Annotated in this window: 20 protein-coding genes; 3 read left to right on the top strand and 17 right to left on the bottom strand. The window is 59.7% G+C overall.

Translation table 11 applies throughout. The features are described from left to right. Positions 1-103: 103 nt before the first annotated feature. The 15 genes from FHY06_RS13900 to FHY06_RS35150 form a co-directional block, all read right to left on the bottom strand. Positions 104-631, bottom strand: coding sequence for a hypothetical protein (locus FHY06_RS13900; RefSeq protein ID WP_184605522.1), 528 nt, complete (start codon positions 629-631; stop codon positions 104-106). Positions 632-659: 28 nt separating this feature from the next. Then, entirely contained in the window at positions 660-2,252 is a 1,593-nt protein-coding gene (gene tnpC, locus FHY06_RS13895; RefSeq protein WP_126184713.1) for an IS66 family transposase, read from the bottom strand. A 68-nt stretch (positions 2,253-2,320) separates the two neighbouring features. After that, the gene (gene tnpB, locus FHY06_RS13890; RefSeq protein ID WP_126184714.1) at positions 2,321-2,668 is read right to left on the bottom strand and encodes an IS66 family insertion sequence element accessory protein TnpB; all 348 of its coding nucleotides are present in this window, start codon (positions 2,666-2,668) and stop codon (positions 2,321-2,323) included. Continuing rightward, the gene (tnpA, locus tag FHY06_RS13885) at positions 2,665-3,063 is read right to left on the bottom strand and encodes an IS66-like element accessory protein TnpA (protein ID WP_164713529.1); all 399 of its coding nucleotides are present in this window, start codon (positions 3,061-3,063) and stop codon (positions 2,665-2,667) included. The genes tnpB and tnpA overlap by 4 nt, the downstream gene beginning before the upstream one ends. A gap of 653 nt (positions 3,064-3,716) precedes the next feature. Further along, positions 3,717-4,868 carry a GIY-YIG nuclease family protein gene (locus FHY06_RS13880; protein ID WP_184605521.1) on the bottom strand — a complete coding sequence of 384 codons (1,152 nt, stop codon included), beginning with the start codon at positions 4,866-4,868 and terminating at the stop codon, positions 3,717-3,719. A 946-nt stretch (positions 4,869-5,814) separates the two neighbouring features. Beyond that, complete coding sequence (locus FHY06_RS13875) at positions 5,815-8,448, bottom strand: DEAD/DEAH box helicase (RefSeq protein ID WP_184605520.1); 2,634 nt, start codon at positions 8,446-8,448, stop codon at positions 5,815-5,817. After that, positions 8,445-9,449 carry a HamA C-terminal domain-containing protein gene (locus FHY06_RS13870; protein WP_184605519.1) on the bottom strand — a complete coding sequence of 335 codons (1,005 nt, stop codon included), beginning with the start codon at positions 9,447-9,449 and terminating at the stop codon, positions 8,445-8,447. The genes FHY06_RS13875 and FHY06_RS13870 overlap by 4 nt, the downstream gene beginning before the upstream one ends. 272 nt (positions 9,450-9,721) lie before the next feature. Beyond that, the gene (locus FHY06_RS13865) at positions 9,722-11,683 is read right to left on the bottom strand and encodes a hypothetical protein (protein WP_184605518.1); all 1,962 of its coding nucleotides are present in this window, start codon (positions 11,681-11,683) and stop codon (positions 9,722-9,724) included. A 491-nt stretch (positions 11,684-12,174) separates the two neighbouring features. After that, positions 12,175-13,608: a UvrD-helicase domain-containing protein gene (locus tag FHY06_RS13860; protein WP_184605517.1), complete on the bottom strand. Its 1,434-nt coding sequence runs from the start codon at positions 13,606-13,608 to the stop codon at positions 12,175-12,177. Then, positions 13,601-15,307: an ATP-dependent nuclease gene (locus FHY06_RS35045; RefSeq protein ID WP_184605516.1), complete on the bottom strand. Its 1,707-nt coding sequence runs from the start codon at positions 15,305-15,307 to the stop codon at positions 13,601-13,603. Before FHY06_RS35045 ends, FHY06_RS13860 begins: the two co-directional genes overlap by 8 nt. Before the next feature lie 54 nt (positions 15,308-15,361). After that, positions 15,362-15,949 (bottom strand): hypothetical protein, encoded by a 588-nt coding sequence (locus tag FHY06_RS13850; protein WP_184605515.1) that lies wholly within the window; start codon positions 15,947-15,949, stop codon positions 15,362-15,364. 85 nt (positions 15,950-16,034) lie between these two features. Next, positions 16,035-16,697 carry a PIN domain-containing protein gene (locus FHY06_RS13845; protein ID WP_184605514.1) on the bottom strand — a complete coding sequence of 221 codons (663 nt, stop codon included), beginning with the start codon at positions 16,695-16,697 and terminating at the stop codon, positions 16,035-16,037. Between the two features lie 6 nt (positions 16,698-16,703). Beyond that, a complete protein-coding gene (locus FHY06_RS13840) occupies positions 16,704-16,847 on the bottom strand; it encodes a hypothetical protein (protein ID WP_184605513.1) in 144 nt (47 codons plus the stop codon). Positions 16,848-16,901: 54 nt separating this feature from the next. Continuing rightward, positions 16,902-17,318 (bottom strand): type II toxin-antitoxin system HicB family antitoxin, encoded by a 417-nt coding sequence (locus tag FHY06_RS13835; RefSeq protein ID WP_184605512.1) that lies wholly within the window; start codon positions 17,316-17,318, stop codon positions 16,902-16,904. 431 nt (positions 17,319-17,749) lie between these two features. Further along, a complete protein-coding gene (locus tag FHY06_RS35150; protein ID WP_184605678.1) occupies positions 17,750-17,860 on the bottom strand; it encodes a DUF4113 domain-containing protein in 111 nt (36 codons plus the stop codon). 330 nt (positions 17,861-18,190) lie between these two features. Between FHY06_RS35150 and FHY06_RS13825 the strand changes: the two genes are divergently transcribed. Next, a complete protein-coding gene (locus tag FHY06_RS13825; RefSeq protein WP_184605511.1) occupies positions 18,191-18,916 on the top strand; it encodes a hypothetical protein in 726 nt (241 codons plus the stop codon). Between the two features lie 442 nt (positions 18,917-19,358). On the opposite strand, the gene FHY06_RS13820 is transcribed toward FHY06_RS13825, so the two are convergent. Next, positions 19,359-20,279: a LysR family transcriptional regulator gene (locus FHY06_RS13820; RefSeq protein ID WP_184605510.1), complete on the bottom strand. Its 921-nt coding sequence runs from the start codon at positions 20,277-20,279 to the stop codon at positions 19,359-19,361. A gap of 163 nt (positions 20,280-20,442) precedes the next feature. Between FHY06_RS13820 and FHY06_RS13815 the strand changes: the two genes are divergently transcribed. Further along, positions 20,443-21,051: an FMN-dependent NADH-azoreductase gene (locus FHY06_RS13815; RefSeq protein ID WP_028253982.1), complete on the top strand. Its 609-nt coding sequence runs from the start codon at positions 20,443-20,445 to the stop codon at positions 21,049-21,051. Positions 21,052-21,090: 39 nt separating this feature from the next. Then, the gene (locus FHY06_RS13810) at positions 21,091-21,678 is read left to right on the top strand and encodes an NADPH-dependent F420 reductase (protein ID WP_184605509.1); all 588 of its coding nucleotides are present in this window, start codon (positions 21,091-21,093) and stop codon (positions 21,676-21,678) included. Positions 21,679-21,913: 235 nt separating this feature from the next. Here the strand turns inward: FHY06_RS13810 and FHY06_RS13805 are convergent, their stop codons facing one another. Continuing rightward, on the bottom strand, positions 21,914-25,222 hold the full coding sequence (locus tag FHY06_RS13805; protein ID WP_184605508.1) for a VPA1262 family protein: 3,309 nt from the start codon (positions 25,220-25,222) through the stop codon (positions 21,914-21,916). Positions 25,223-25,436: the final 214 nt, after the last annotated feature.

The raw sequence follows: 25,436 nt of genomic DNA, 5'->3' as shown, positions 1-25,436 counted from the left end.
GGGTATTCAGGCGCGCGCTGGCTGTCCTTCAGAAGGTGTAGTGCATGACGACCTGCATCAGCCGTAATAGTCCGCCCAAGGCCATCATTGACGGCTGAGCGTTTTAGGACGTGACGTCTGCAACGTGCTGGAGCAGGCCGAACCCTACGCGCCATGCTCGGCCATCGCAGTGCACGGTGGCCGTGCGCTGGTTCAGGCGCACGATCTGTCCAACGTGACGCTTGAGGCTCTGGTCCGGGAAGCTGACGCGCTGGCCGATCTGGAAGTCCTGCTTGCGGTTGATCTCCGGCGGCGGCCGCAGCGGCGTTGCAGACGCCGGTGAGGATGACGTGGCGGTCGATCCATTCGGCTGCTCTTCGGCCGGGACGATGGCGGCGTACAGCACGCTGAAGCGCTGCTTGCTGAGTTCATCGATAAGAGTGGCCTGACGGTCCTTCATGGCCACGATGCGGGCCTCGCGCAGCTTGCCCGTGCCCCAGTCCCAGTACTGCACCAGTTGGCCCATGTGCAGCTGCGAGCGTGCCTGCACGATGCGTCTTGGGTCAGCCATGAGTTGCTCGATGACCCAACTGAGCTGGTACAGCTCGGCGCTGGTGGCCATGGGGAGATCTTCGATCTGCTTGACACGCATGCTGGCGATTTTGCCAGCGGCGATGCGCTCAGGCAGCGAGCTTTTCGGTCCTGGCGAGCTCGCCGGCGACCGCCCACGGCAGCAGTTCGTCGATGCGGTTGATTGGGTGGTCAGCGATGCGGTCGAGCACGTGGCGCAGGTAGGCTTGCGGATCAATGCCGACGAGCTTGGCCGAGCCGATCAAGGTGTAGATCACCGCCGCGCTGTGCCCGCCGGTGTCGGAACCGAGATGCAGATAGTTCTTGCGCCCGATCGCGACACCTCGCAGCGCGCGCTCGGCCGCGTTGTTGTGCGCTTCGATCCGCCCGTCGTCGACGAAGCGCGTCAGCGCGGTCCAGTTGCTCAGCGAGTACCCGATCGCCAATGCCATCGGCGATTTCGCCGAGACCTGCGACAGCGCTGCGTTGAACCACTCCTTCAGTTCGCCCAGCATTGCAGCGGTGCGTTCCTGGCGAACCCGCATTCGCTCGTGTGGCGGCTTGCCCCGGATCTCGGCTTCCACACCGAAGACCTTGCCAATGCGCTGCAGCGCCTGGTGCGCCAGCGTTCCGCCGAGCTTGTGCTGGCGCTCGTGGATGTCCCACACCTTGCGGCGTGCATGGCTCCAGCAAGCCGCCTCGACCACCCGGCCGTCTTCGTACAGCGGGTGGTAGCCGGCGAAGGCATCGGCCTGCAGGATCCCCTTGAAGTGCCGCAGGTGGCGCACCGGATGTTCGCCCCTGCGGTTTGCCGAGTACTGGAACCACACGGCCGGCGGCGCCGTGTCGCCGCTGGGTCGGTCGTCCCTCACGTACACCCACAGGCGTCCGGTACGCGCCTTGGCCCCCGCGCCGCCGAGCACGCGGATTGGCGTGTCGTCGCCATGGATCTTGTCGGCCGCCAGTACGTAGCGGCCAATGGCTTCGGCCAGCGGACTTAACAGGCGTGCCGCTTGGGCCACCCAGTCCGCCAGTGTCGAGCGCTGCAGCTCCACACCTTCACGCGCGTAGATCTGGCACAGCCGATACAAGGGTGTGTGATCGCAATACTTGCTCACCAGCACGTGTGTGAGCAGTCCGGTGCCGGCCATGCAGCGATCGATGGGGCGGCTCGGCGCTGGCGCCTGGGTGATCGTGCTGCAGCTCGCGCAGGCGAGCTTGGGCCGAACGTGGCGCACGACATGGAAGCTGCCCGGCTCGTAGTCGAGTACCTCCGAGACGTCCTGGCCGATCTCGCGAAGGCCACGGCCGCAGGCCTGGCAGTTGCACCCGCTGTGCGGCGTATGCATCACGGTACGCCGCGGCAAGTGCTCCGGCAGATCACGCACGCCGGTGCGCTCGCGGGCCTGCCGCTTCTTGCGACCTTGCTCGATGGGCGTGACGTTAGAAGACTGCTCATCGTCGTCGACACTCTCGGCTTGCTTCGCCGATGTCACTGCCGGTTGCGTGAGCTGCCCGCCCACGAGCTCAAGTTGAGCGTATTCAAGCTGCTCGCTGGAGCGGCCGTACCTCATGCGACGCAAATACGCCACCTCGACCTTGAGCTTCTCGACGGTGAGCAGCGCGATCTTCAGTGCCTCCTTCGAACGCTCCACTTCGCCGCTGAGCATGGCGTTGGTGGCAAGCAGTTCCTGCGAGGTCATCGGTGCGACTGTGCTCGCCGGCGCCAACTCCCGCCACAGTAGTTGCTCTGTCAACGTCGGGCAGCCGGCTAAGCCGCCGCGCGTGGCTGCCAGGTGCGTTCGGGTCTTCGCCAGTCAATGCCTTCAAGCAGCATCGATAGCTGTGCAGTGCTTAGCGAGATCACTCCGCCCTCGGCTTGGGGCCAGACGAATCGACCTCGCTCCAGCCGCTTGGCCAGCAGGCACATACCGTCACCGTCGCTCCACAGGAGCTTGATCAGGTCGCCCCGGCGGCCACGGAAGACGAAGACGTGGCCGGAGTACGGATCCTCGGTGAGCGCCGTTTGCACCTTCGCCGCCAGCGTGTCCATGCCGCAGCGCATGTCCGTCACGCCAGCGGCCAGCCATACTCGGGTGCCCGCACGCGGGCCGATCATGCACTCTGGCGCAGTGCGCGCAGGACAAGGCACAGGCTGTCCTCGTCGACGGCCCCGCGCAGGCGCAATTGCGCGCCTGCGAACTCCAGCTCGATGACGCCGTTGCGCGGTGCCGGCCTCGATGGCGACGGGGTGGGTCCAGTCGACGTTGGAATCGCCACAACCGCGGCTGCTGGCGTCACCTCTATCGGCAACAGCACCGCGGCTGGCGCTGCGCCTACGGCCCGGAGATGCTCCCTGCGCCACTTGAAGAGCATATTGGCGTTGACGCCACCGCGCAGCGCGATCGCCGACACGGAAGCGCCCGGCGCCAGGCTCTGTCGCACCAACTCTTGCTTGAATGCCTGGTCATGATGCCGCCGGCTGGTCTTCCCTGTGTCTTGCTCACTCTTCATGGTGTGCACCATCTCCGTTTAGCGCACACCTCCAAGCGGGTCTGCGATTCGGGTCAGATGCTTCCCGCGGCCCGCGCCTCAGGCAAGGACGGCCTTCGCCGGACTATTACCATCAGCCATGGGGGCGCTCTCGATTTCTCTCGCACCGCATCTCAGGATGTCCAGTGCCACCGCGTTGCACACGCTAGCGACGGCGGCTTCAGACTGTGAGCAGTCGGTCGCGCATCCGGAGTCGAAAGCCTCCTTCCAGCAAGAGGAGGCACTCGGACTCACCGACCGAGCCTGACGCGTTTCAGCAACGGCCGAGCAAACGGGAGAGGGCCCATCGCTGCCTTTCAATTCGCAGATTCATGTGTGCGCTCAAAGATAGTTAGCAGACGCAGCCTTCTGAGCCGCTCCGAGTCCGCTCAATGAGACAAGGGCCCTTCCTCTCTGGCGCTTTCGCGCAATAAAGGGCAACCGCCACGTGGATCACCTCCTTGATGGATCGGCCCCCGGTACAGCGCCAGCGTCACCGCTTCCGGGCTAGGGCCGCGCCCACGGTCTCGCTTCGCGTGCGCCATCGTCTTTCGTCCAAGCCAGCGCTCGTGCCCCTCGACGGGTGTCACGCCCTTAAGGAAGGCAGCAATGGCGTGCGTCAAAGGCATCGTGGCTCACTCCTCATTGAGTGGCTTGATGCGGCTGTAGGTCTTGCCAGCAAGAACGCGTTGGACTTGCTCCACGTTCCTTGCCCCGACCACCTCGAAAATCTGCTGGGCCGTCTGCCCCTTCGCCGCCAAGTCGCGGATCGCCAGCACCTGCCCAGGCGACAGGACGTCCGACCGCCCTCCCAGGACCTTCAGGTAGAAGTCGTCGTCACGCCACAACTCGGCAAGGAAGAGATTGGGCACGCCAGCCCGCACACCCACCCGGCAAGCGAACACCGCAATGGCCCGGTCACGCTCTTCCAGGCTGACCTCGAGCTGGCCGGTGAGCCGTTGCTCATGGAGGAATCGCAGGCCCTTGAATCCCCCTGAAATCATGTTGAGGGACTTGCCGGCCTCCATCTGCTCGTCGACCATCTGCTCTTCCCAGGCCATGATGCCCTCGTAGCTGTGGTTCAGGACGACCAGCTCTGAGCCAAGCATGACGTTCGCATCCCCCGTGTACGACCGCCATGCTGCGTGGAAGCGCTTGTTGCTGCCGCCCCGTATCTCAGCCAGGTGCTCTTCCATCCGCACCAACCAGTTCCGGCTGGTGATGCCCACGTAATACACCTGGTTCAAGATGTCGCCGCTGTGGTCCATGAACGTCAAGCTGTGCGCGTATCCCTGGTGCCCTTCGGAGACATCGCCGTAACCCATCATCAAGACCTGGAGCGGGATACTGATGGACCTAGTCAGCCCGGTGGCCTCCTTCACGACGATGTGCAGAACGACCCGCTGCTCGTGCGCGGGGCGCGTGAATTGCGGGTGCTCAAAGTACGCGTTCCACCGCATGTCGGTGTGCTTCGTCGCGGCGTCGTACTTGAAGACGACATCGGCGTCGATGACAGCGAGCTCGCAGAGGTGAAGCTTGCGTGGCTGCTTGTTGTGCTCAAGAAGGCGGCGGGGAATGCTGCCGACTGGCTGTGCATAGTTCTTCTCAGACCTCTTCAGGAAGGCTTCGAGCTGGAAGTACAGCAGTGACACAGGCAAGGAGCCAATTTTTCCGTGCTGGACGTGACCCAGCAGGTGGTGGATGGAGTGGAGGTCGAGATACCGCACGGCGGGCGTGCTCAGCGCCTTTTTCGCGGGTAAGGGCTTCTTGGGCGGTGGCAGCTTCATCGTTTCAGTCTTGCTCCAGTGACCGTTGTCACGTCCGTCGGAACGACAGCTGATAGCGGAAGTAGCCCGCGAGGTCAAGCAAGATTGTGTCTAACATGACGCGATGCAAGCCAACACCGACCAATACCAGCCGCTCGAAAATCTTCGCCCAGAGGGGGAAAACCCGCTCGCCTGCCTCGCCGTCTATAGTCAAAGTGAGGCAAGGTGATCCCGTCCCAGTGTGCCGCTATCCACCAAGTGTTGGTACGCGCACGCGTCAACTTTAAGCACAGAGGAGAGCATGATGGCACTCAAACCTGGACCTAAGCCGATTGCCAAATCAACGGGCAAGCCTGATCAGCGCCGCCGTGATAACAAAACGACGCCAGGAAATAACTCGTCCCTCAAACCGAGTAAATCGAGCAACCCCCCAAAGAACAAATGACAGGAGTTCTCGTTACTTTGACCTTCTGAGCCAGCAGTCATCGGATGGGGCTGGCGTTGGCGTCGGGCCAACCGCTTGCGGCCGCGCCGCGCCTGCTGATCGGCGGGTGCATGGGCCATCCGCTGGTCCTGCAAGAAATTTCGCGCAGTCGGCTCACCGTTCATGCTGGATGGCGCCTGTGGCGGATGCTCCGACCGGCTGCTTCTGGCCGATGCCTGGCCCTTCAGCGTTGCAGTCGCCCTGATGCTTTGCGTTCACAGCAGCCGGCCGATGGAGACTGGGTGCAGCCGGTCGCTTCATATCGTGGACTGTCGGCAATCGAAGAAAGCGGACCTTGGCCTGCCGCCGTAGTCAGGCATCTGCAGGCTTGCAAGTGCTGCTGTGCTTCACATGAGATTGGTCGAAGACGAGCGCATTTGGCGCAGACCTTGGAGGCGATTTGGCCGTGGCGCAGCCTTGCTCTAACGGGAGGGCGTTGCTCCGACCTAGCGAAGCGGCCTCCCGAGCAATTGGTCGGCAAAATTAGGCCTCCGTTGCCGACGCGAACTTTGTCTCATCCACAAGGCCGAGCCGGCGCAACTCGCCCAGGATGATGGGTCCTAGCGCAGTCTTGGTAGGGTCCAGGTCCGTCAGCAACTGCCTTGCGCCGGCAGCGGTCAAGTTTTCGCCAGGTGGTGCAAGAGCCTCAAGTGCTGCGGCCGCGATTCTCGAAAGGCCCAGCTCCACGTAGGCGGTTCCAGCTTCCGTTGAGACTCCCAGTTCAAGAGCGAGCGCGAACGGATAAACGTCAGGCACTAGGGCCTCGTTCCCCGTAGCGCGCAGCGCCAGGAGTAAGACGTCTCGATAAGCCTTGCCGAGCTGCACAAATTGGAATCGAACGACATCTTCGATGAGCGAGAACGCCTCGTAGATGTGTTGATTGATGGTCTTCGGCTTTGGCGGTTCTTTACCTTCTTTTTTGGCTGCGGCGGCCTTGCGCTCTTCCGTTCTCTTGCGACGGTCTGCCCAGAGCTTCAGCATCACGGGATAGGGCATGCCCTTCATCCACCAGAGGGCCAATGGAGCAGCGAGCATTCCGAATTTCATCGATCTGCCAGTCACCAGTTCGACCATACGACCGAAAATCTTCTCATAGTGCCCGGTCGGTGCTTCAGCCGGCAGGACGGGGATTAGCTCGCGGACTGCACCCTCGTCAATCTTGGCTACGAGGAAGTCGTAAAGCTTGCGAAGCCCGAACGGGTCGATGGTCCAGTTCTCCGCCAGGATGTCGTCCGGTAGTCCGATATTTGCGCGCGCGCTTTCCGCAGCGCCCACCAGATCTTCGACAATCATGCTGTCCGATGTCGGCAGAATGTGGGCGAGATAGGGCCTGAGGTCCTTTCGAGCGGCATGTGCGACCAGTAGACCGGCGCAAGCTCGAATGCGAAACGTCTCTGGTTTGCTGACTTGTTCTGCTGGCAGCACACCGTCGAGCAACGCCTGCGTGACCGCTGCTCCATCGTTGACGAGAGTCTCAGCGAGAGCCGGCTTGACTCGGAACGGCACGAACTGGTCCATCGGCTTGGTGTCCCACTCTTCATAGTTGAGGAGGAACACATTGCCGACAATGTCGTGGTTTAGCCTGCCGGCCCGGCCGGCGAAGTTCCAGAGCACGGCTGGGTCTAGTGGCTTGCCTGCCCCCCGAGTCGGAGTGTCGATGAACACGTTGCGAGCCGGGAGGTTGACCCCCTGGGCAAGAGTCGTGGTGCAGACTAGATACTTGAGGCCGCCCTCGTCTTGCTTGAACGAGGTTTCTATCGCTTCGCGAAGCAAGCTCGGCATCCGACCGTAGTGATAGGCGACGCCTTGCCGCACCATGGACGCCAACTGGTACTCAGGGTGGACGTGCTCTTGAATGAACGTTGACAGATCCTCCAGCGACCCATCTCTGAGCTCCCCGTCCTTTGATTTCAGGAGGGTGGTGAGCAACACAGCAGTCTTCTCGGCTTCTCGCGCTCCTGTCTCGTAAAGGAGTGACCCGTCGTTGCCGCCCAGTTCAACAGCCACGTTGGCAAGGCGGCTGGCCTTGTTTTGAAGCGAACGCTCAACTCGTACGTTGCCCATCGGCATCCGAACGCCGTCGCGCCCCATGAGGGCAATGTTTAGCTGGAAGTGCTTGCCTTTGACCTTGCTGAGAACAATGCGGTTCTGCTGGACCGGCGACAGCCTGGTTGAGAGGGACACCAGGTCTGCGACGCCAAAAGACCTGGCCACGGCCGGCATCCCCTCAGCGCCAGGTGCTAGCAAGATGACCTTGGTTGTCGAGGACCGTTGCGCGATCCTTTCCAGGCAGTCCTGAAGAATCATGCCTCGCGCGTCGTCAGCGATGTTCTGGGCCTCATCGACAACTACGATGTCGAAAGACAGGTCGTCTTGCGCCAGTGAGAGAAGGCTGCTGAGCCGTTCCTGGGTGAGCACGAAGATTTGCTTCGGCCTCTGAAGCTGGTCAAGAGATGGAACCGCCGAGATTCTGGTGTCAGAATGCCCGCCGAATCGGGCGTGCAGCTTGCTCTGAACTTCTGACAGCAAGGCGCGCGTCGGCGTCAGGTACACCGCTGTGAAGTGCTCGCTGCTCTCGGCCTGCCGGCAAATGTGTTCAAGCACCAGGAAGGACTTGCCAGCCGACGTTGGCGCGGTGATGACTTGTGCAGCCTTTGCTGGCAGGTTGTTCCAGACCCTGCGCTGATACGCAGTGAGCGCGCGAGTCTCGTTTCCAATTTGGACACTGCTGGCCCGTTCGGATATCCGGCGATTGACAAGCCCAAGCAGGGTGTCATCACCTTTGCCGATATTCTGCTCAGCGAACTTCAGGCTAGGGAAATTTCCCAGCTCACCCAGAAGGCGAAGCGCGCGCTCACGGGCACCTCCATCCTCGGTGACCAGCAGCGACTGGATGGCAATCTCTTGAGCTTGACGGTGCAGCGTTTCGTCTTCGGTTTGGACGAAGACCTCAGCACAATACAAAAGCTTGGCAACGTCGTCGGCGCTGACATCCTCGGTCTCAGGGGCTTTCGCTAGCGTCTTGGCGACGCCAGCCGACTGCAGGCCGGCCAGCAGCGTCCAGTACTTGTCATTGCTTGTGAAGCGCTGTGACAGCTCAAGGGCAAACGAGCTCATGGCTGTACCTTCTTGGGCATATATCCCATGGCGCCGTAGAAAAGCTCGCGCACCTCATCCGCATCAGGGACGACGACGAAGTAGACGAGGCATTTATTGGGGTCTGCACCGTGCTCGGTGAGGTGCTTCATGGCAGCCTTCTGGTGGTGTTCAAGTTCCTGTGCATAGGCGGCGGCAAGCGCCTTCTCATGAAAACCAGGTTGTTGCTGGTTGTTCACTGGGGGGAGGCCCTTGAACAGCTTGTCATCCGAGTACAGCACCACGCCCACGTAGCGCTCGCGTTTGGGAACATCGTCGGGCGACGCCATGATGTCGAAGTAACGCAAAGCGACCTTGCGGCTCTTCTCGTCCAGCGTGTCAAGGTTGCCCAAGTCTCTGACGATGGAGTACTCGCGTCGATATTGCTTCTTGTTGGAAGTGAAGTCCGCAACCGACTCCGCGAAGTCAGCGGCGCCGGCGTTGGCGGTTTTGCTTAGCTTCGACTCCAAGAAATAGATCACCAACCAGCCGCCCTCGACGGTGGCATGAATACCGTCGAGGCCATGCACAGGCATGTTGTTATTGGTCTTCAAGGACATCTTGGCGGCCAGCTGCGCCGCGCCAAGGTGCTCGATGGCCACGCAGTAGGCAAGCACCTCGCCCACCTCGCTCGAGCGGTGGGGGTACTTCTCGTTAAATTCAAGGAAAGCATCGCGCGTCGCGCCTGCAATTGAGAGGGCAATGCTCATGTCGCCAGGTGGGAGGGCGGCCTGCTCGGCATCAAACTCAAGCCTTCGCTTGCGAGATAGGGCGTAGTTTGCCGTACAGCTCCAGAGGTATCGAGCGAGGCTTTGCACGTTCGCCAGGTTCTCTTGGAGTCGCACGTGCATGAGGCTGGTCGGTGGCTGCGACGGATCTACAGAGGCGGCCGCTAGTGCGACGTACTTAGAAAGCTGGACGTAGTCTTTGAGCGCGACCAAGTCTGCTTCGAGCTTTTCCAGCCCTTCATTGGACTCTCCCATCTCGCGATTCCTCCCCCTGTGGCGATGGTCTTTTGTTGAGCACCGATTGTTGCTTGGAATTCGTCACCAGTAGTGTCGAGCTTGTCATCTGGTGCCGATCAGTATGGAGGCAGTCCAGCGTGCTGCAGTCCGGTACACCAAAAAGTCCGATAGAGCGGCCTCGCGCATCACACAGATTAGTGATGAGGCTAGGCGCGTCCACCGAGCGCAGGCGGCGACGGAGCAACCAAGGTGCGCAAAAAGGCGAAGACAGCGCATCGACGAAACGCAAACTACTTGGCGCCGTAAGCCACGAACTCAGCTCCAGCCGCCATCGCGGAACTGCGCGCCGTGAGCATCAAGGCGTTTAACTGCTTGAAGCGAAGCCGTTCGCCCTCGCTAACCTTGGGCTTGGGCGTGACGACCAAGCAGTCGTCATGGCGGGCCTTGGTTAGACGGGGCTGTAAGATTGCCAAGACAGGCGCTACGCGTGTCGCAGCGCGCAATGCGGCGACCAACCCTTTGCGATTAGGCTGAAGGACCCCGTCCCGCCAGATCGCGCGGGCCATGGCTTTGCCTTTGCCCTCTTCTAGGCGCTGCGCCAGCTTGTCCTTATTGAGGTGGCGGATGTTCTTGATGCCCTGTGCCACCACCACCTCGTAATCGGATACAGAGACGCGGCGGTTGGGGTCGACCCTGCCGGTAGTCTCATCCGCAGCGGTGGCCTTGGCATGAATCAACGTGAGCTGTTGTGTCTTTTCGTCGAAATGGATGAAGTCGGCCGCCTCCATCGAACCGTCGTCACAAGCCAGCCAGCCCGTTGTGTAGGACTTCTTGATGTATCCGAATAAGGACGTATCGACGGGATCCAGGATGCAGTCGACCAGCGTCGAGCCCGCCGGCACTGGGGGTTTTTCGTTGTGCAGGTCGTACCCGGTGAAATCAACAAACTTCCAGGGCAGTACCTGATCGGTGTGGCCTCGAAGGAAGCAGCGGCCATCAGCAACAGCGTGCCCGCTGTCGTAGGACAGAACTAGCGTGTGGGGATGGTCAAGGAACTCCCTGCACTCGTCCGCCAGTTCCTTATCGGCGCCGCGCTTGTGCCAAGCCAACACCACCTCCATCTTCTCCGGATCGCTCTTGGTAGGGGCCGATGAGACAGTTATGCCCAGCTTTCCCACCACATGGCCATCAAGGCTCACCTCGACCAACAAGTTCGGGGACTTGGGAATGGCTGTGACGGCATACCGGGCCTGTCGAGCCCACCGCTCGGCTTTGTCGAGCTCCGCCTGCGGCGCATCGTGGTCCAGAAGTACACTGGGACGTACAGCAACGGCATATGCATCGCGCACGCCGCCCAGGGAAGTGACAGGTTGCGCGAGGTAGGAGAAGCGGTCGGAGACCGCGGGCGGGCTCGACAGGTGCGCCAGCAAATGCCCGATCTGCTCGGTGAAATCGTTCCAGGAAGCGGGTCGTCCCAGCCAGATGCGCCCGACACCTGGGGCGACACCTATGGTCTTGGCCTCCTTGGTGATTGCATTGGCCAGGCCGCCAATCTCTGGACGGCTGCGCAAAGCAGACAGCGTGTAGGTCTGGTCCCCCAGCGGGTCCAGCGCGTCCTCCAGCGCTGAGCCGGTCAAGGTCTTGCTGTCGGGTTTGACGCTGACCTGGGCATGTACGCCGTTCAGCCAGACGACGCTGGCTTGGTCACCGATGAAGGCGCGGGCCATGAGGTCGCGACTGACCACCCGGGCATGCGTGATCGACATTTCCATCGTGCGACGCAGCGCGCTGTCGGAGACGACCAGCGCCACCTTGTCAGCCTGCACGGCGACGACGGCCAATTGATGCGTGATGTCCGCTAGCGCATTGCCAGTTAACCAGGCGGGCGCGCGGGTCTCGCGAACGATCAGCGAGGCGAAGGTCAGGCCGTTGAACCTTGCAGGCGGGTTCGCGTGCACCTCGGTACGCGTGTCGGACAAGGCCGATTTCATGTCCTGAAGGACAGCCTGGACCAAGGCTTGATCCTTGAGCTTCCCGGATGCCTCGAGGAACACAGCGGCCACGTAGGGACGCAGGTGGTCAGGGACCAAGTCTGCCGGCGAGACAACCGAGGCCCCCGCAGCAGCGGCCACAGCCCCTGCGCCGGCTGTGCCTACTGCCGGTGCGGCAGCACTGGTGAGCGGGCGCTTTGCCTTCGCGCTCGTGGTCTTGGCAGCGCTGGCCTTAGCCGATGCCGCCTTCTTGCGCGCCATGCGTGCACCATTCGTTGTCAAAGCGTTCCCCTGCGGTCGTGTCGCGCGACATGTTAGTGAGAGGGCTCGACAGCCGCATCCCTAGTTTTAGGGAGAAAGCGCCTGTGCGTCAGAGTACGGAAGGTAGCTTCCCGGGGGGCGTCCTCGCTAGAGGACAAGCGCAGCGGCACGGAGCTACAACAACGGCAGCACCACTTTAAACAGTCGCAATTGACGACGGAAACGTTCGCTGGTGCGAACGGCAGCTCTGGGGCGGCTAGCGGGAGTACAGATCTAGCGGTCGAAGGACAGCAAGCGCGTAGCCGCCCTTCAGGTGTGCCCGCTCCAGACTGACAACAGTCGTTGACGTCCAAGGTTCGAGCGACCGGTATTCGTGAGACCGGGCATCTGCGCCGCTAGCATTGCCGTCGTCAACCGCTTGCGGCGACGCGGAGCAGGACCACACGGATTGTTTCGTGCCTCGCAACCGCGGCATCCTGGCAACGACAATCCTAGACGCTCGGCAAAGCTCTGCCGCTGCAAATGATCGTCAACGACTTCGCTCCCCTGGTCATGGCGACATAAAGGTCTTTGGTACCGAGCGAGTCGGCGTCCAAGATCACCGCATGGTCGTACTCGAGCCCCTTGACCAGCAACGTCGTGCCAATGAGCTTCCGGTGCCTGATCGGCCTGCCCGTGTACCGCATTTCCCTCTGGTACAGGTTCGCCGCTTCAAGGAACGTTGCCCCTGCCCCGTCTATGTGCAGCTTCAGGACGTTCATGAAGCGGTAGAGCAAATCCCGACGGTAGGCCGCAGTCTCAGGGTTGTCCCTCAGCAGCAAGACAAAGGCTTTGAGGTTCTTGCTCGTCGGAGTCGTGAGATACAGGTTCGCGGCCGCCAGCAACTCGGGATACTTCGTGGCCTTCGTCTCCTTGGCAATGTTGCCAAGCTTGGTGCCAGCAGTCAGCGCCTTGTCGACGGCGGTGAAGCAGTCCTTGGCGAAGTCCAGGACGTGCAGGAACCTGGCCTTCGTGGTCTTCGCCGAGTCAAGCTTCTTGACGAACGAGAAGAGCGCCTTGCCTTCCACTTCCTCAATGGAAGAGAACCGGCCTGACATGGTCCGAGCCAGGCGGTGGGTCTTGTTTTTGGACTCCTGATCCCCACCGTGCAGGGCAATGACGGAGGCGGTGTTGCCTAAGTGCTCGCACAGAAGTGCATACTGCTTGTTGGGTAGGTACTGGGGATCGGTGTAGGCCCGTTTGACGCATGCAGGCAGGCCGTTCATGAGGTCAATCTTCTGACCCCGCTCCAAGCTCTCTCTGGCGGCCTTGAGCCAAGCGCCCAATAGCGGCTGTCCTGCATTGTCCCAACGCCATGGCTTCTCCAACTGGCCCAAGCAGCCAAAGTGCGGATAGATGCTGGCGTCCCAGTCCACGGGCTTGTCGTCGTCGAAGTCAAAAATGGCCTGCATGGGATCACCCAGAATGCGGCTTGGCAGCACTTCGGCCAAGGCACACACAAGACCATGCTGCAGATCCGAGCAGTCTTGGTACTCGTCCACGTAGACGCCCGCGTAGGTGGCCTTGACTACACGGCGAACGAAGTCCTTTTTCAGCAGGCTTGAACATGCCTCGTAGAGCGTCGCCCACTGCTTGCTCGTCGGGTTTTCAATCTTCCACCCAGAGTTCTTCGGGTAGGCGAGGCACAAGCGAAGGGACCAACTGGCAATGGTGTCAATCTGGTATCGGGACGGAGGAACACCGAGGGTGCTCATCTTCGTCTTGATGGAATTGACCCCGGCGAACGTGTGCGTCAAGATCAACTGACGGTGAGCGCCCGCCTTCACCGCCATGGCAATCAGGTGCGTCTTGCCGTAGCCAGCGGGAGCGATGACATACCCCTTGCCGGTGCACTCATCCAGCTTGATTGCCAGTTCCTCAGACATGCGCAGCCCATGCCCAAAGCTTGGAGAGCTTGATGGCGATGTCTTTTTCTGAGAAGCCTGGATCCGCGAAAGCAGGCGTCAACGTCTTGAACCACTGATCACCGCGGGTTGTGTCTTTGAACCAACCTGCCTTCTTCGCCGCCAACCCAATGTCGGCTCGCAGCTTGGCACTCTCAACCCACTTTCCAATGTCTTGATCCAAATCGGCCATGAACCGCGAGCGTACCTGGTCGTATGCGGGGAAACTCAACACATCCTGCGCAAGCTTGACGCTATCGATCACGCTGGCCCACGGCAAGTCCTGAAAAGCCCGTTCCTCCAACGACAACTTGCCGTCCCATACCGTCACGGGAATGCCAAGAGCAACGAGCTCGGCCACGTCAGCCGGTGAGAACTGGTCGTCAGCGTCGGCGTCGGCAAGAACCGCCACTTCATAGCAAAGCGACTTGAAGGCTTTCGCCAGTGCCTTGACCTTGTTGCCGCTGGCCGCATTGAGCAGGGACAGGCCGTGGTACGAAAACGGATCTTTGCCCCTTCCTAGCTGGTAGTCGTCAAAGCCCCTCAAGAAGCCCACCTCCGTGGCCCCCTCGCAAACGAGAACCTTCTTTGCCAAGAACGCTTCCGTGCTGGACCGAATCTTCCCCTGAACTTCGTGCTCTTTGAGACTGTCGGATGCGGCCGAAATGATCTGAACACTTCCGCCCTTGCGGTGGACTATGTAGAGCTCGCCCACGGTGAGTTCACGAAGCACGACAGGTGAATGGGTCGTCAGGAAATACTGACCCCGCTTGTCCTCTCGCACGTGCTTCAAGAGCCGAGAAATGCGGTGAGGCTCAAGCCCGAATTCAACCTCGTCAAAGAGTGTCACATGGCCTTCTTCAAGGCCCATTTTCTGAATGCCGCACAACAGCATTCGCCGTGACCCCAGACCCAACTGGCGAAGCGGAATGTCGCCGTCATGAAGAGCGAGGCCCCCGACCTTCAGGTTCACCGAACTCAGATCCAAGTGGGCCTTATAGGCGTCCACCACAGGCACACCCAAAATCTTTGCCACCTCCTGAGACTTCACTGCAGCAGCGTCAAAGTTCTTCAAGGTGTTGGGCCTGTCAGCGTCAAGTGAGGTCCGGGCCGTTCTTGAAGCATTGGCAAGCAACTCGTTCAAGCTCTGGGCTTCAGTGAGCTTCGCCAAGGCCGTGCCTGTCGCCCACGAAAGCTGCCTCTCGCTGTAGGCTCCGATCAGACCCACACTGACCTTGTTGCGATCAGCTTGCTTGAAGGGCACACCGTCAGGATTGCGATCACAGACGACGAGCCACTTGGGCTCCAGATCCTTGCCGACCGCAAGGCGGATTGTCAGGACGGATTCAAGGGCGTCATCGGCCTCGTCAACAATCTTCCCGGTCTTGGCGTCCCAACCTCGCAGGTACTGGCCGTACTTGTTGAGGGAGAGAAAGTCTTCAACGAGATCGCCGATGGACACCTCAATGACGATAGCGTTCTCTACCTTGCCGTTGTAGAAATCCGAGTCGCTGAGGGTCAGGTTCCACTGAGGATAGAAGGCATACCTGATCGCCTCAAGGATCGTGGACTTGGACGAGTCGCCCTTCCCAATGAGACAGAAGATGTCCGCTGTTGGAAGGCTCCAGTCAAGGTCTTTAACTCCGCGAAAGTTCCTGATTGATATTTCTCTGATTCTCACGAAGCCTGCTCCCTATATTTTGTTCAAAACGAAGAGGCCATGTGCCCAGTGATCTCAGCCCCCATGCACATAGCGCGCCTCCAGTTGCTCCAGATAAAACTCCACATTGCTGCTGATCTTTTCGATGACATTGGGCAGGTAAAAAACCATGTCGTCCATGGTCAGATCTTCGCCGTCGTAGCCATGGTAATTTTTTAAGTACTGAGCAATCTCTTGCCTCTCATGCTCGCTCAGGTTTTTCACGGGGTCGCTGACCTGGTAGGCATGAAGATCGGACAAGTGAATGGCCTTGCAACCAAAGTCGTAGGCAACTTGCTCCCAGCCACCCAAGAAGTGGGCGAAGGCCACCATGCTCTTGTCGCTCAGCGTGATCTTCTTGCCGTTCTCCTGATATGACCACCTTGCACCGCTCGTGACGGTCTTTTCCATAAGGGACACAGCAACGTCCTTGGCTGTCTCAGGACGCCAGAGGAAGGACAGGCGAAGCAAGGTATCAAGCTCTTGGCGCATTAGGCCAATGCACACACCGTGGCAACCCTGGTCGTACAGCAGACCGAACGACTTCCTGTTCTCAAGACTTCTCGCCTTGGCACCAGCAAGGAACGCTCTAGACACCTGCCCACTATCCATCTTGCTTGTCATGGTGCGGAGCCTAAACGGCCACGACCGTTCTCAGCACGTGAAGCCCCTTGGGGCTGGCGACAGCCGGGGGTTTGGGCAAGGTGAATCATGTTGTGTAGCGAGCTATGCAGTTCCCACACATCCACTCGCCATCGTCATAGATTCCACCTGTCATGTCCGTCTTCTGATGGCACCAACCACACTCAGCAATGATCCCGCCATCGTCTTCCCAAGCAGGTTCGGCCTCTACGAAACGCGGTTGGTTTGAAGGCAGGAGCTTCGGATCTGGTGGGGTGGCGAACCGACCACAGTTGGAACACCACAGGCCACCATGGTGTTCAATCGCGCTGTCCTTCTTGCAGTGCCTGCATACGACAAGATCAACCTGCACGGCAGGCACAACAGCGACGGGCACGAGCTGCGCAATGCTCTCTATCCTGCGGCAACGCATGCCGTTATTCTGGAGGTGCGTCAGCAACGGATCAAAACCCTTGTCGCCGCTCAAGACGAAGCACTGAGTGTCCGGGGCCGTCTCAAATGTCCTGCCAAGCTCAAAGGCAATGTGAAAATCCAAGGCGTTCTTGCCGGTGCCTGAAATCTTCAGGAAATCCACCCGACTGAACCTATGGGCCGTGGAAGGCTTCTTGGAAGCCTTGGGCAGGTTCTGGTTGGCACCTACGAAGATGATGGCCCGGTAGCTCTCGTCCAGCAGAGACAGATCTACCTTGTGCTTGTTCTCAAGGTCAACGAGAAGCAGCTTCTTGCTCATGCCGCCTCACATGACGTTGAGCATGAGCCGACCCACCGAGTTGGTCAGGTCACGAGCAAAGAGGGCAAACCAGCGCTGCGAATCGTCTCCGAAGTGCGACTCCGAAAATCCGTTCCTTGAGTTCGCAATCGCATTGGTCAAGGTGGGCATGGCGTTGACGATCTGCGAGCAGTTTGCGGACGTCTTGATGCAAAAGCCACAGCCCTAGGCGAGCGACAGTTCGAGGCGTTTCCCGAGAGCCAACAAAGCAGCTGCAACCGTGTCGATTTTCGTTGCATGGTGCAAATCAAGAAGGCGTGTCACTTCTTGCGGCTTCGCATCCATTCGGCGCGCCAGCTCAGCTGGTCGCGCTCCCTGGGCAATCATTTCATTCAGCAAAAGAACTTTTGCTGAAACACTAGCGGGGAGATCGATACCGACCTGTCCACGCTTCAACGGAGAAGGCAACGGCACAGCACGCCGGTCTTCAAAGTAGAAGTCCATCGCAGTGGTCAGGGCATCCACCGCAAGGTTAAGAACTTCAGACCGGGTTTTTGCACCCGTCAGAGCTTCTGGGATGTCAGAAAATGACATCACAAATCCGTCACCGTCCCGCGCAATTGTTGCGGGGTAACTAAACATTCATTTCACCTTTACTTCACACCTAGTTGGCGGAGGATGAGCGTCCGAAGGCCAACACCCAATTCTTCCGTTGTGTGGCGTGGAAGAGTTGTTTGCCTACCGTTTAAATAGACTTTGGTATGTCTCTTGCCTTCAAGGAAGGTGGCGCCGAGCGAGCGGAGATACCGCTTGAATTCCGAAGTTCGCATAACTCATCCGTTTCAAAAATCGTGTTTGTTGCCGGGACATAAGTGACTTCCTTTGAGTTCGCAAAATTGCGTGGTTGATGCACTTCCCCCATGAAGGGCAAGCGAGACAAGGTGTAGAGGGTCGGAGGGGGCGAACCCCTGCACACTGTCCGGTGTAGAGTATAAACAAAAATGTTGATGACTGCAATGTCTCACCAGGGCGGCGGTCATTGCGTTCGCTGACGGATTCGGGTAGCGGAGGAGCTACGCCTTGGCGATAGGCACCTGGCGCCAGTCAGTGGAGTGTTGCGGAGTCCGACGCTGCTGTCTCATGGTCCATTCGCGCCGATCACCGGCCGTCCCTGTGCTGGCGATTTACAGCGTTCCTTTGCCGTATCGATCGTTGACAACGTCGACGGCACGCAGCCATACAAGATGGGCCTGCGAATGAAATACGTGCGTGGATAGTGGCTTGCCAGTCCAGCGGAAATGCCCGTGATTTTGGATGGGTGTGATGCAGGGCGCTGGACTGCGCTGCCTCAACAGGCTGCTCCGTTAGAAAGAAGCCGTTTCGTTAGAAACACGCCGCACAGAGAAAAACGGCGGCAGTGCCTAAGTCACTGTCACCATTCAATTTTTTGGTCGGCCCGAAAGGAATTAAACCTTCGGCCCTCTGGTCCTAAACCAGATGCGCTGCGCATCCCTATGGGTTCATCCCAGCCCGACGAACAGGTCGTTTCGCGCTGCATCGAAAATGCGCTCAGCTATCCTTCGCACCAGGAGGTGCAAGAGATGGCTTGGCAATGGATATGGAGTATTTTCGGGAGCGGCGCTGTCGCGGCTGTCCTGCTGTCCATCGCTGGCTTCCTTAGTAGGGCCCAGCTGGCGCATTGGCTGAACAAGGACATTGAAGCCATCAAGGCGAGGCATCAGCATGACTTGGCTAATCAGCTCGCGGAGTCTCAGCGCGCGCTTGAGACACACAAGGTGGGATTGATCGCGGAGGCGGAACGCACGCGAGCATCCCAGGACGTGCGCAAATCGATTGCTTTGATGATGGCTGAGAAGAAGTTCAACGCTCTAAACCGCATGCACGCCGCCGTGCAGAACTTCGCATCGGAAGTGCTGCAGTTGCTCCAATCGTCATCCCCAATGCGCAACCGCACTGATTTGGATCAGGCCGACGTGCGGGCGCGCGAGCTTCGTCAGGCGATGCGCGACGCCTCAATGTTCTTCACGCCAGACGAAATGGAGTCGTTCTACCGACTCCATAACCGGGCTCAAGGGGCGATCGCGTCCGCACGCATGAACGAGCACCGTTTGCCGGAAAAATCTGTAGAAGCCCAAGAGCAATCACTGCTGCCAGCTCAACTGGCGGTAAACGAGATCATCGCTCGACGGTTGAACGCGATGTTGGGGATGGACGAGTAGCGACAGCTGGTCGGACCAGTAGGCCCTAGCCGTGAACCTGGAACCCATCAGAGGTCGTGACGATTTACGACGCCCTCGTCGCGAACAAGTCATACGACAAGCTCTGACCGCTGGGAAAGTCGTTGGAGGCGGCTCGCAGTTTCGATGTCGGCGAATCGCTCCTTTCCTGTCGTTTGCGCCGCTCGAGTCGTGGAGGCGCGATGGCAGCAATGTGGCCGTGACCATGCGCTCGACTTTCAGGAACCAGCGCCCGCAATCGCTGCACAGCTGTCCTTCTCGTACGCACGCTTCAGACTGCCTGAGGTCGTTCGGCACCGGACGATCAATGACGGTGAAAGGCATGAAGGGGTCTCTGGCCTTAGTCTGCGTCGTGACCGTTCTACAGAGAGATCGGACGCTAGTCTGGACCACCACCGAGTCACGTCGTAAGCGTTTCAACAGGCTAAGTCTTTAACTCCATTGCGTCGTGCGCAAAGCGCGCCTTTAGATCGTCGACTAACCACCTGGCCGCGGGCCCGGGCGGCTCCGAGGCGCGACGGAACGCCGCCATCGTCAGTGAAAAGCCGGCAGGCAGCATGTCCTCGACATCGAGTGAAACCAGCGCGCCGCTCGCAAGGTCGCCCTGCACCATGTGCATCGGCATGTTGCCCCAGCCCACGCCGTCCCTGAGAAATGCGTGCTTGGTGGAAAGATCTGCCAATCTCCAGGTCGAAGCCGACTTGACGCCGAAGTCCCGGCCCGCGCTCAACTCCGATCGGTCAGTGAGAACGAGTTGGACGTGCTTGGCCAAGGCAGCCTTTGGAATTCTTCGCTTGAAGCTCGCCAGCGGGTGGTCAGGTGCGGCCACGGTGACCAATGTCACCTGGCCAATGCTCTCGCTGCTCAGCGACGGAAACTCGACCGCCAGCGGCGCCAGTATTCCCAGGCTGCAGCGTCCGTCCAGCACCGGCTGGTATCCCGCACCCAGACCTTCCACGAACAACCTCAACGGAGTGAGCGGAAATCGGCTCACAAACGCCTTCGCGGCCGCACTGACGAGCGCCGTCGGAAAAAAGACGTCCACCACGACAGAGAGTTCCGCTTCCAACCCGGCAGACATCAACCTTGCGCGGGCCTTCATCGTGTCGACGCCGGACACGATGTTGCGTGCGTCCGCGAGCAAGAGAACGCCTTCGGGTGTCAGCTTGGGGTACCGGCCTGACCTGTCGAACAGAACGACGCCGATTTGGCCCTCCAGGCTGCTGACCCACCCGCTCACCGCGGACTGGACGCGATTGAGCCGCCGGGCCGCCGCCGAGAAGCTGCCTTCATCCACGGCCGCGATGAAGGTTCGCAGCTGGTCCAGGGACACGCCATCGAGCATTTGAACTCCTTCCATCTCCAGGGCAGATGGATTAAATCTCAATATACCGGCTTCTCAGAATGATGCCGCGTCCCCACCATTCAAGCCACGGGAAAAGACTTCCCGAGGCCCTGTACGCCGAAGCGGACAGGTCGGACTTCTTCATCAATCTTTCGAGGCTCTCATGCAACTCCTTCATCTCGACTCCAGTGTGCTCGGCGGCGCGTCCGTCAGCAGGCAACTTTCAGCCGAACTCGTCGCGCGCCACCGCGCCCTGCACCCCGGCATCCAGGTCGTGTCCCGCGACCTGGCGGCCGACCCGGCGCTGCACCTCTCCGGCGCCCACATGGCCGCCTTCAACGGTGCAGCCACCGAAGACGCGACCATCACGGCGGATCTGGTCAAGGGCAACGCGTACATGGACGAACTCTTCGCGTCGGACATCCTCGTCATCGGCGCGCCCATGTACAACTTGTCGATTCCGACGCCACTCAAGGCCTGGATCGACCGTATCGCAGTCGCAGGCAAGACCTTCCGCTATACCGCCACCGGCCCCGAGGGCCTGCTGAAGGGCAAGAAGGCATTCATCGCCTCAGCGCGAGGGGGTGTGTATTCGGCTGGAAGCCCGGCGGCGGGTCTCGAACACCAGGAGAGCTACCTCATCGGCTTGCTTGCGTTCCTGGGAATCACCGACGTGACCGTTGTGCGAGCTGAAGGCATCGCCATGGGCCCCGAGGCCAAAAAGGCTGCCGTCGCAGAGGCGCTTGCCGACATCGCAGCCATCTCGGCCTAAGGCCCCGACGTTCAATCAATCATCAATTAAGGAATCTTCATGACTTACTCAATCATCGGCTCGGGCAACGTCGGTTCGACGCTGGCCCGTCAGTTCGCGCGCAGCGGCATCGCTGTCGGCGTCGCCAACACGCGTGGACCCGACACCATCGAAACCCTCGAGAAGGAACTCGCTGGCTACGTCACGGCATTGACCTTGCAGGATGCGGTCAAGGCAGACGTGGTCATTCTCGCGGTGCCCTTCAGCGCACACGTCGATGTCGCCCGCGCTGCAGGGCAGTGGACCGACAAGATCGTGGTCGACGCCATGAACACCTACGGCGTTCCGCCGGAAGCGCTGAAAGGTCAGCCGTCCACGGTCGTGGTGGCGTCTGCCTTCCCTGGTGCACGCGTGGTCAAGACGTTCAATCAACTTCCCGCCAGGCTGCTGGCGATGAATCCGGTTGAGCACGGCGGACGGCGGGTCATGTTCGTGGCCGGTGATGAGACGCAGGCCACCGCCGTCATCTCGAAGCTGGTCGGCGACCTGGGCTTTGCACCGATCGTCCTCGGGACACTCGCGGAGTCCGGTACGTTGCTGGACAAGGGCGGCGCGCTGGTTCTGCAGAACCTTATCAAGCAGGGGTGACTCTCGCTCGCGCTTCTGCTTGAGACCTTCGAATAGCTCATCGCATCACGGCACGTCCGACGACTGCGATGAGTCGCGAAGCAGTCATTCAAAAATCTGCGGCCAACGACCGTAGTCGCTGCAGAGCTGTCGGCGCCGAAGTAAAAGTGGCTCAGATTCCGGTCGACGCCAACAGGTCATAGAGGTTTGTTAACCGGCTCGACGGATGATCAGAATCCAGATGCGATCCGTCGCTTCAGGCCAAGAGCTGATCGATTTGGTCGAGGAACATCGCCAGTTCGCCCTGTTTGCCCGTACTCGTTGACCGCCATTCGTCAATCGGTCTGACCATCGCAAGTTGGCGAGCATCAACTGATAGCTTCTCCAACTGCTGATCAACCAGACCACGCCCTTGCAGGTAATACTGCCCCCATCGGGCGAAGCTCAGAACCCACATCGAAACCGTCAAGGCGTCGTCCCATCGAGCCCAGTTTGACGTGCTTGCGAGGGGCTGATGCAAGATCCGCTTCTGTCGTGCCAAGTGTGCTCGCATCAAGCTCAGGCTCTCTTGCTGCCGAGCAGGGCTGCTGTACGCAAACAGGAATGCAGCGACATTGGTTGTCTGACCCTCGCGTGCCGCAACAAACAGCCGGGGCCCGTGCCTCGGGTCCGGCTCCAGCAAAGCATCCAGCTCCTGAATCCAGATCTCGCATGCGTCGTCGTTCTTGGCGCGTTCACTCTCGAGCAACGGTAAGAGCACATCCCGGAAAAGCCAAGGTTCGGCCCATGCCAATCTCTTCATATGACCGCGCATGGAGTCGACGAGACGGCTCAGATCAGCGGCAAGCATTTCTGCCGGCAATGCCTCGTGCAATGCAATGATCAATGCCTTATAGATTTCAGCCCGCACCGGATCTCCCGCGGCATGATTCACCATCCAGCCCAAGGCCCGCACCTTCTCGAAGTCCGGGAGGGGGGCGACGGATCGAACCACGGTGGCTGTCCCGTTAGGCTCTTCAAGTTGCCGCTCAATCGCATTCAAACCCATCCATTGCAGTAGGCCGCTGCTACTTCGAATGAGGTGATTCAGTTGTACCGAACTCGTATCGAATTGAATCGACAATGAAACCTCACTGGCGATCTGGCTCAACAGAGATAGTCTTACAACATCTGCGGCGTCCGCCTCTACCGGAACCGCAACGACTTGGGTCTCGAACATCGCCAGCAATGCGTCTGGAGCAAACCACCATAGAAATTTGATGGTGTAGAACTCTGCCCATGTCAATGCTACGAACTTTGTCGCATGGATCAAGCTGTGTGGGCGATAAGAGCTGTATAGCAGGGACTCGATCGGCTCTCGAAAGAACCAGGCTCTCGTCACAGCCAGTTCCTTTTCTCCTTCGTCATGTGTGCGATTGAAGGATGCCTCGAGGAATCGCGCCAGGAAGTTCAGGAATTCATGCTCCGACGCGAGTTCACGAAATCGCGGGTCTTCTGCGTGCGAGTGAGCGAGCACCTCACCGATAACCTCCCAGTTCGCAGAGAAATCTGCGAGGGTGCTGGCATCCTGGCGCAAGCAGTTGCGCAGACCGTCTGCCTGGGGAAGTGCGAGCGAGTTTTCCTTGAGCAGCCCCAGCGCATCCATCCTTTCTTTCAAGAGATCGCCGCTCAAACCCCGCAGCGACGGCTCACCGGACCACGCGCCGAGCACATCGCCTGCTTGGCGTTTCTCGAGAAAGCGCAGGGGTTCGTAACGCCGCATCGCAGTAAGCGGCAACGCCGAGTCAAAGAGAAGTCCGATGGAAGGGCCATCGGCTTCGCTGTCGAGCTGCGTAGCCTGGGCTTCCTGCATCAATCCTGACTTGTATTGCTCCACCTTGAGCAGAACATCCGCAGGAATTGGAGTTACCAGTAACGGATGGTTTTCGGTCGCCTTTTGGAGTGAGTTAGACAGGTTGAAACCTGCGACCGGTAGTCCCTCCTGCCCGAGTACCAGGATATAGCGATCATGCAGCCGGCCTTCCTTCAGGCCGAAGATGCGCAGCTTGATGCTTCTGAGCAAGGGCCGGCTCTGCTCGCAGCCCGCCATCAGGTTGTTGATCCGTCCCAAAGCACGGTCTCCGGACTCCTTGCAGGTCTCCTCTTTGTCCTTGGATACCTTGGGCAGGGAGGTGAAGACGATGTAGTCGGCGTCCGGTGCTGCAGATATCGTGATCAAGCCCAGACCGGCCGCTTCGAAATAGGGATCGAAGATCACCACTTGATGTTGTCGATACTTCTGCAGCAGCGTCTTGAACCACTCCACGAACTGCAACCTTCCATCGCCGTCACCCTGATTTCGACGCAGGAAGAACTGTCCTTCCGATCTGGGTGGACGGAGCCGCGTAAAAAGCGAGGCAAGATCGCGGTTGACTGGGACCCAGGGGTCCGCTTTGCGTTCACCGATACGGTTGGCGAATCCCAAGCTGCCGCGATTGATCGTCAAGGCGGCCTTCACACGGTCAGCGGCAGAAGGCCTAACGGCTCTCTCGAGCCAGTCGAACTTGACCGCATTCCTGCTATGCCCCAGCGCGTGGCTTTGAATATGGATCTCCCGGACGTATGAAACACGCCAACGACAGCACAAGAGACTCTCGCGTGGATTCTCGACATTGAAGCCGAAGATCTCCAGCTCAGTGCTGTCTGTCCTGCTTCGAATTTGTTCGCTCAGTTCGAACCGCCCTTCGAACGCTCCTTCTGCATCTTGCTGTGCCGACGTGAGGCTGGCGTAAATGAGCTGGTCGCCGTTCGTGATGCTCAGCTTGAATTGAAAGCCTTTGAAGTTCGGCACTTGCGACGGGGTGAACCGCACGACCAGCGTAGGCGGAACATCAATCCAGCTCACGTCGAGCAGTTGCCGCTCTTCTTCGTCCAGGGCAGGGAAGACCAGCAGTTCAAGGTCGCCGAGTCTAGTGATGTCGACTCCCCCAAAATCCAAGCCCGTATCGGTGTCGAGTTGCTTCACCGCCAATGTCGTCAGAGCGGAATCGTAGTCTTGGCCAATGCGAAACAACGCCTGCTTGGTCGTCTGGGTGATTGAAGCGCTGAAGGCTCCCGATCCGCCATGCGGGCTCGACGGCGAACCTCGTTCATAGGCGTCTTTGTTAAGCAAATATGCCACTGGTCGGTAAACCAGTCCCGCGGCATCGAGCGCAGTGGTTCCAAACCGTTTCTTGAGCTGATCGGACAATCTGAGCTTGAGTTCTTCGCTGATCGCGGTGACGGGCTGGCCAGCGCTCAGCTGCCGCAAGAGTTCTGGGCATTGGATGCTGCTGACATAGAGGGTGAGCCGAACAACTTGCGCGTGGAAACCCTCGAACTTCTCAAAATAGTCCTTGTGCCCTGCGGCCCATTGCTCGTCGGCATAGGTGTAAGGCAGCAAGCGGCCATAGATCACGCGGTTCTCGATGGACTGGTCCGTCTTGATCTGCAAGACCCACAACTGCAGAGCACACGGGAGGGCCTCTCGCGAGAAAAGACGTGCCAATCTGTCGTCATTGAGGAGATCATCGAGTACAGGAGACATTGATTTCGGCGCCTTTCAATAAATCTTCAAACCTCATGCTCGCGCTGATGCGCCGAGCGCGACGTCCCCGACAGGGGCGAGGGACATGGAGCATCAGTCAAACGTCGTGGCCAGGGTGGACTGCCTCGTCCAGAAATGGACAGCTAGGGCCGCAGAAGCTGCCGTGGCTCCGGTGCGACGCCTCCGAAGATGGAGCCGATGAACAGCAAGGCAA

The sequence above is a fragment of the Variovorax atrisoli genome, from assembly GCF_014195185.1.
In the GTDB taxonomy this organism is placed as follows: Bacteria; Pseudomonadota; Gammaproteobacteria; order Burkholderiales; family Burkholderiaceae_C; genus Variovorax; species Variovorax atrisoli.
Note: the sequence above shows the minus strand (reverse complement) of the source record. Positions and strands in the feature narration are given on the sequence as shown.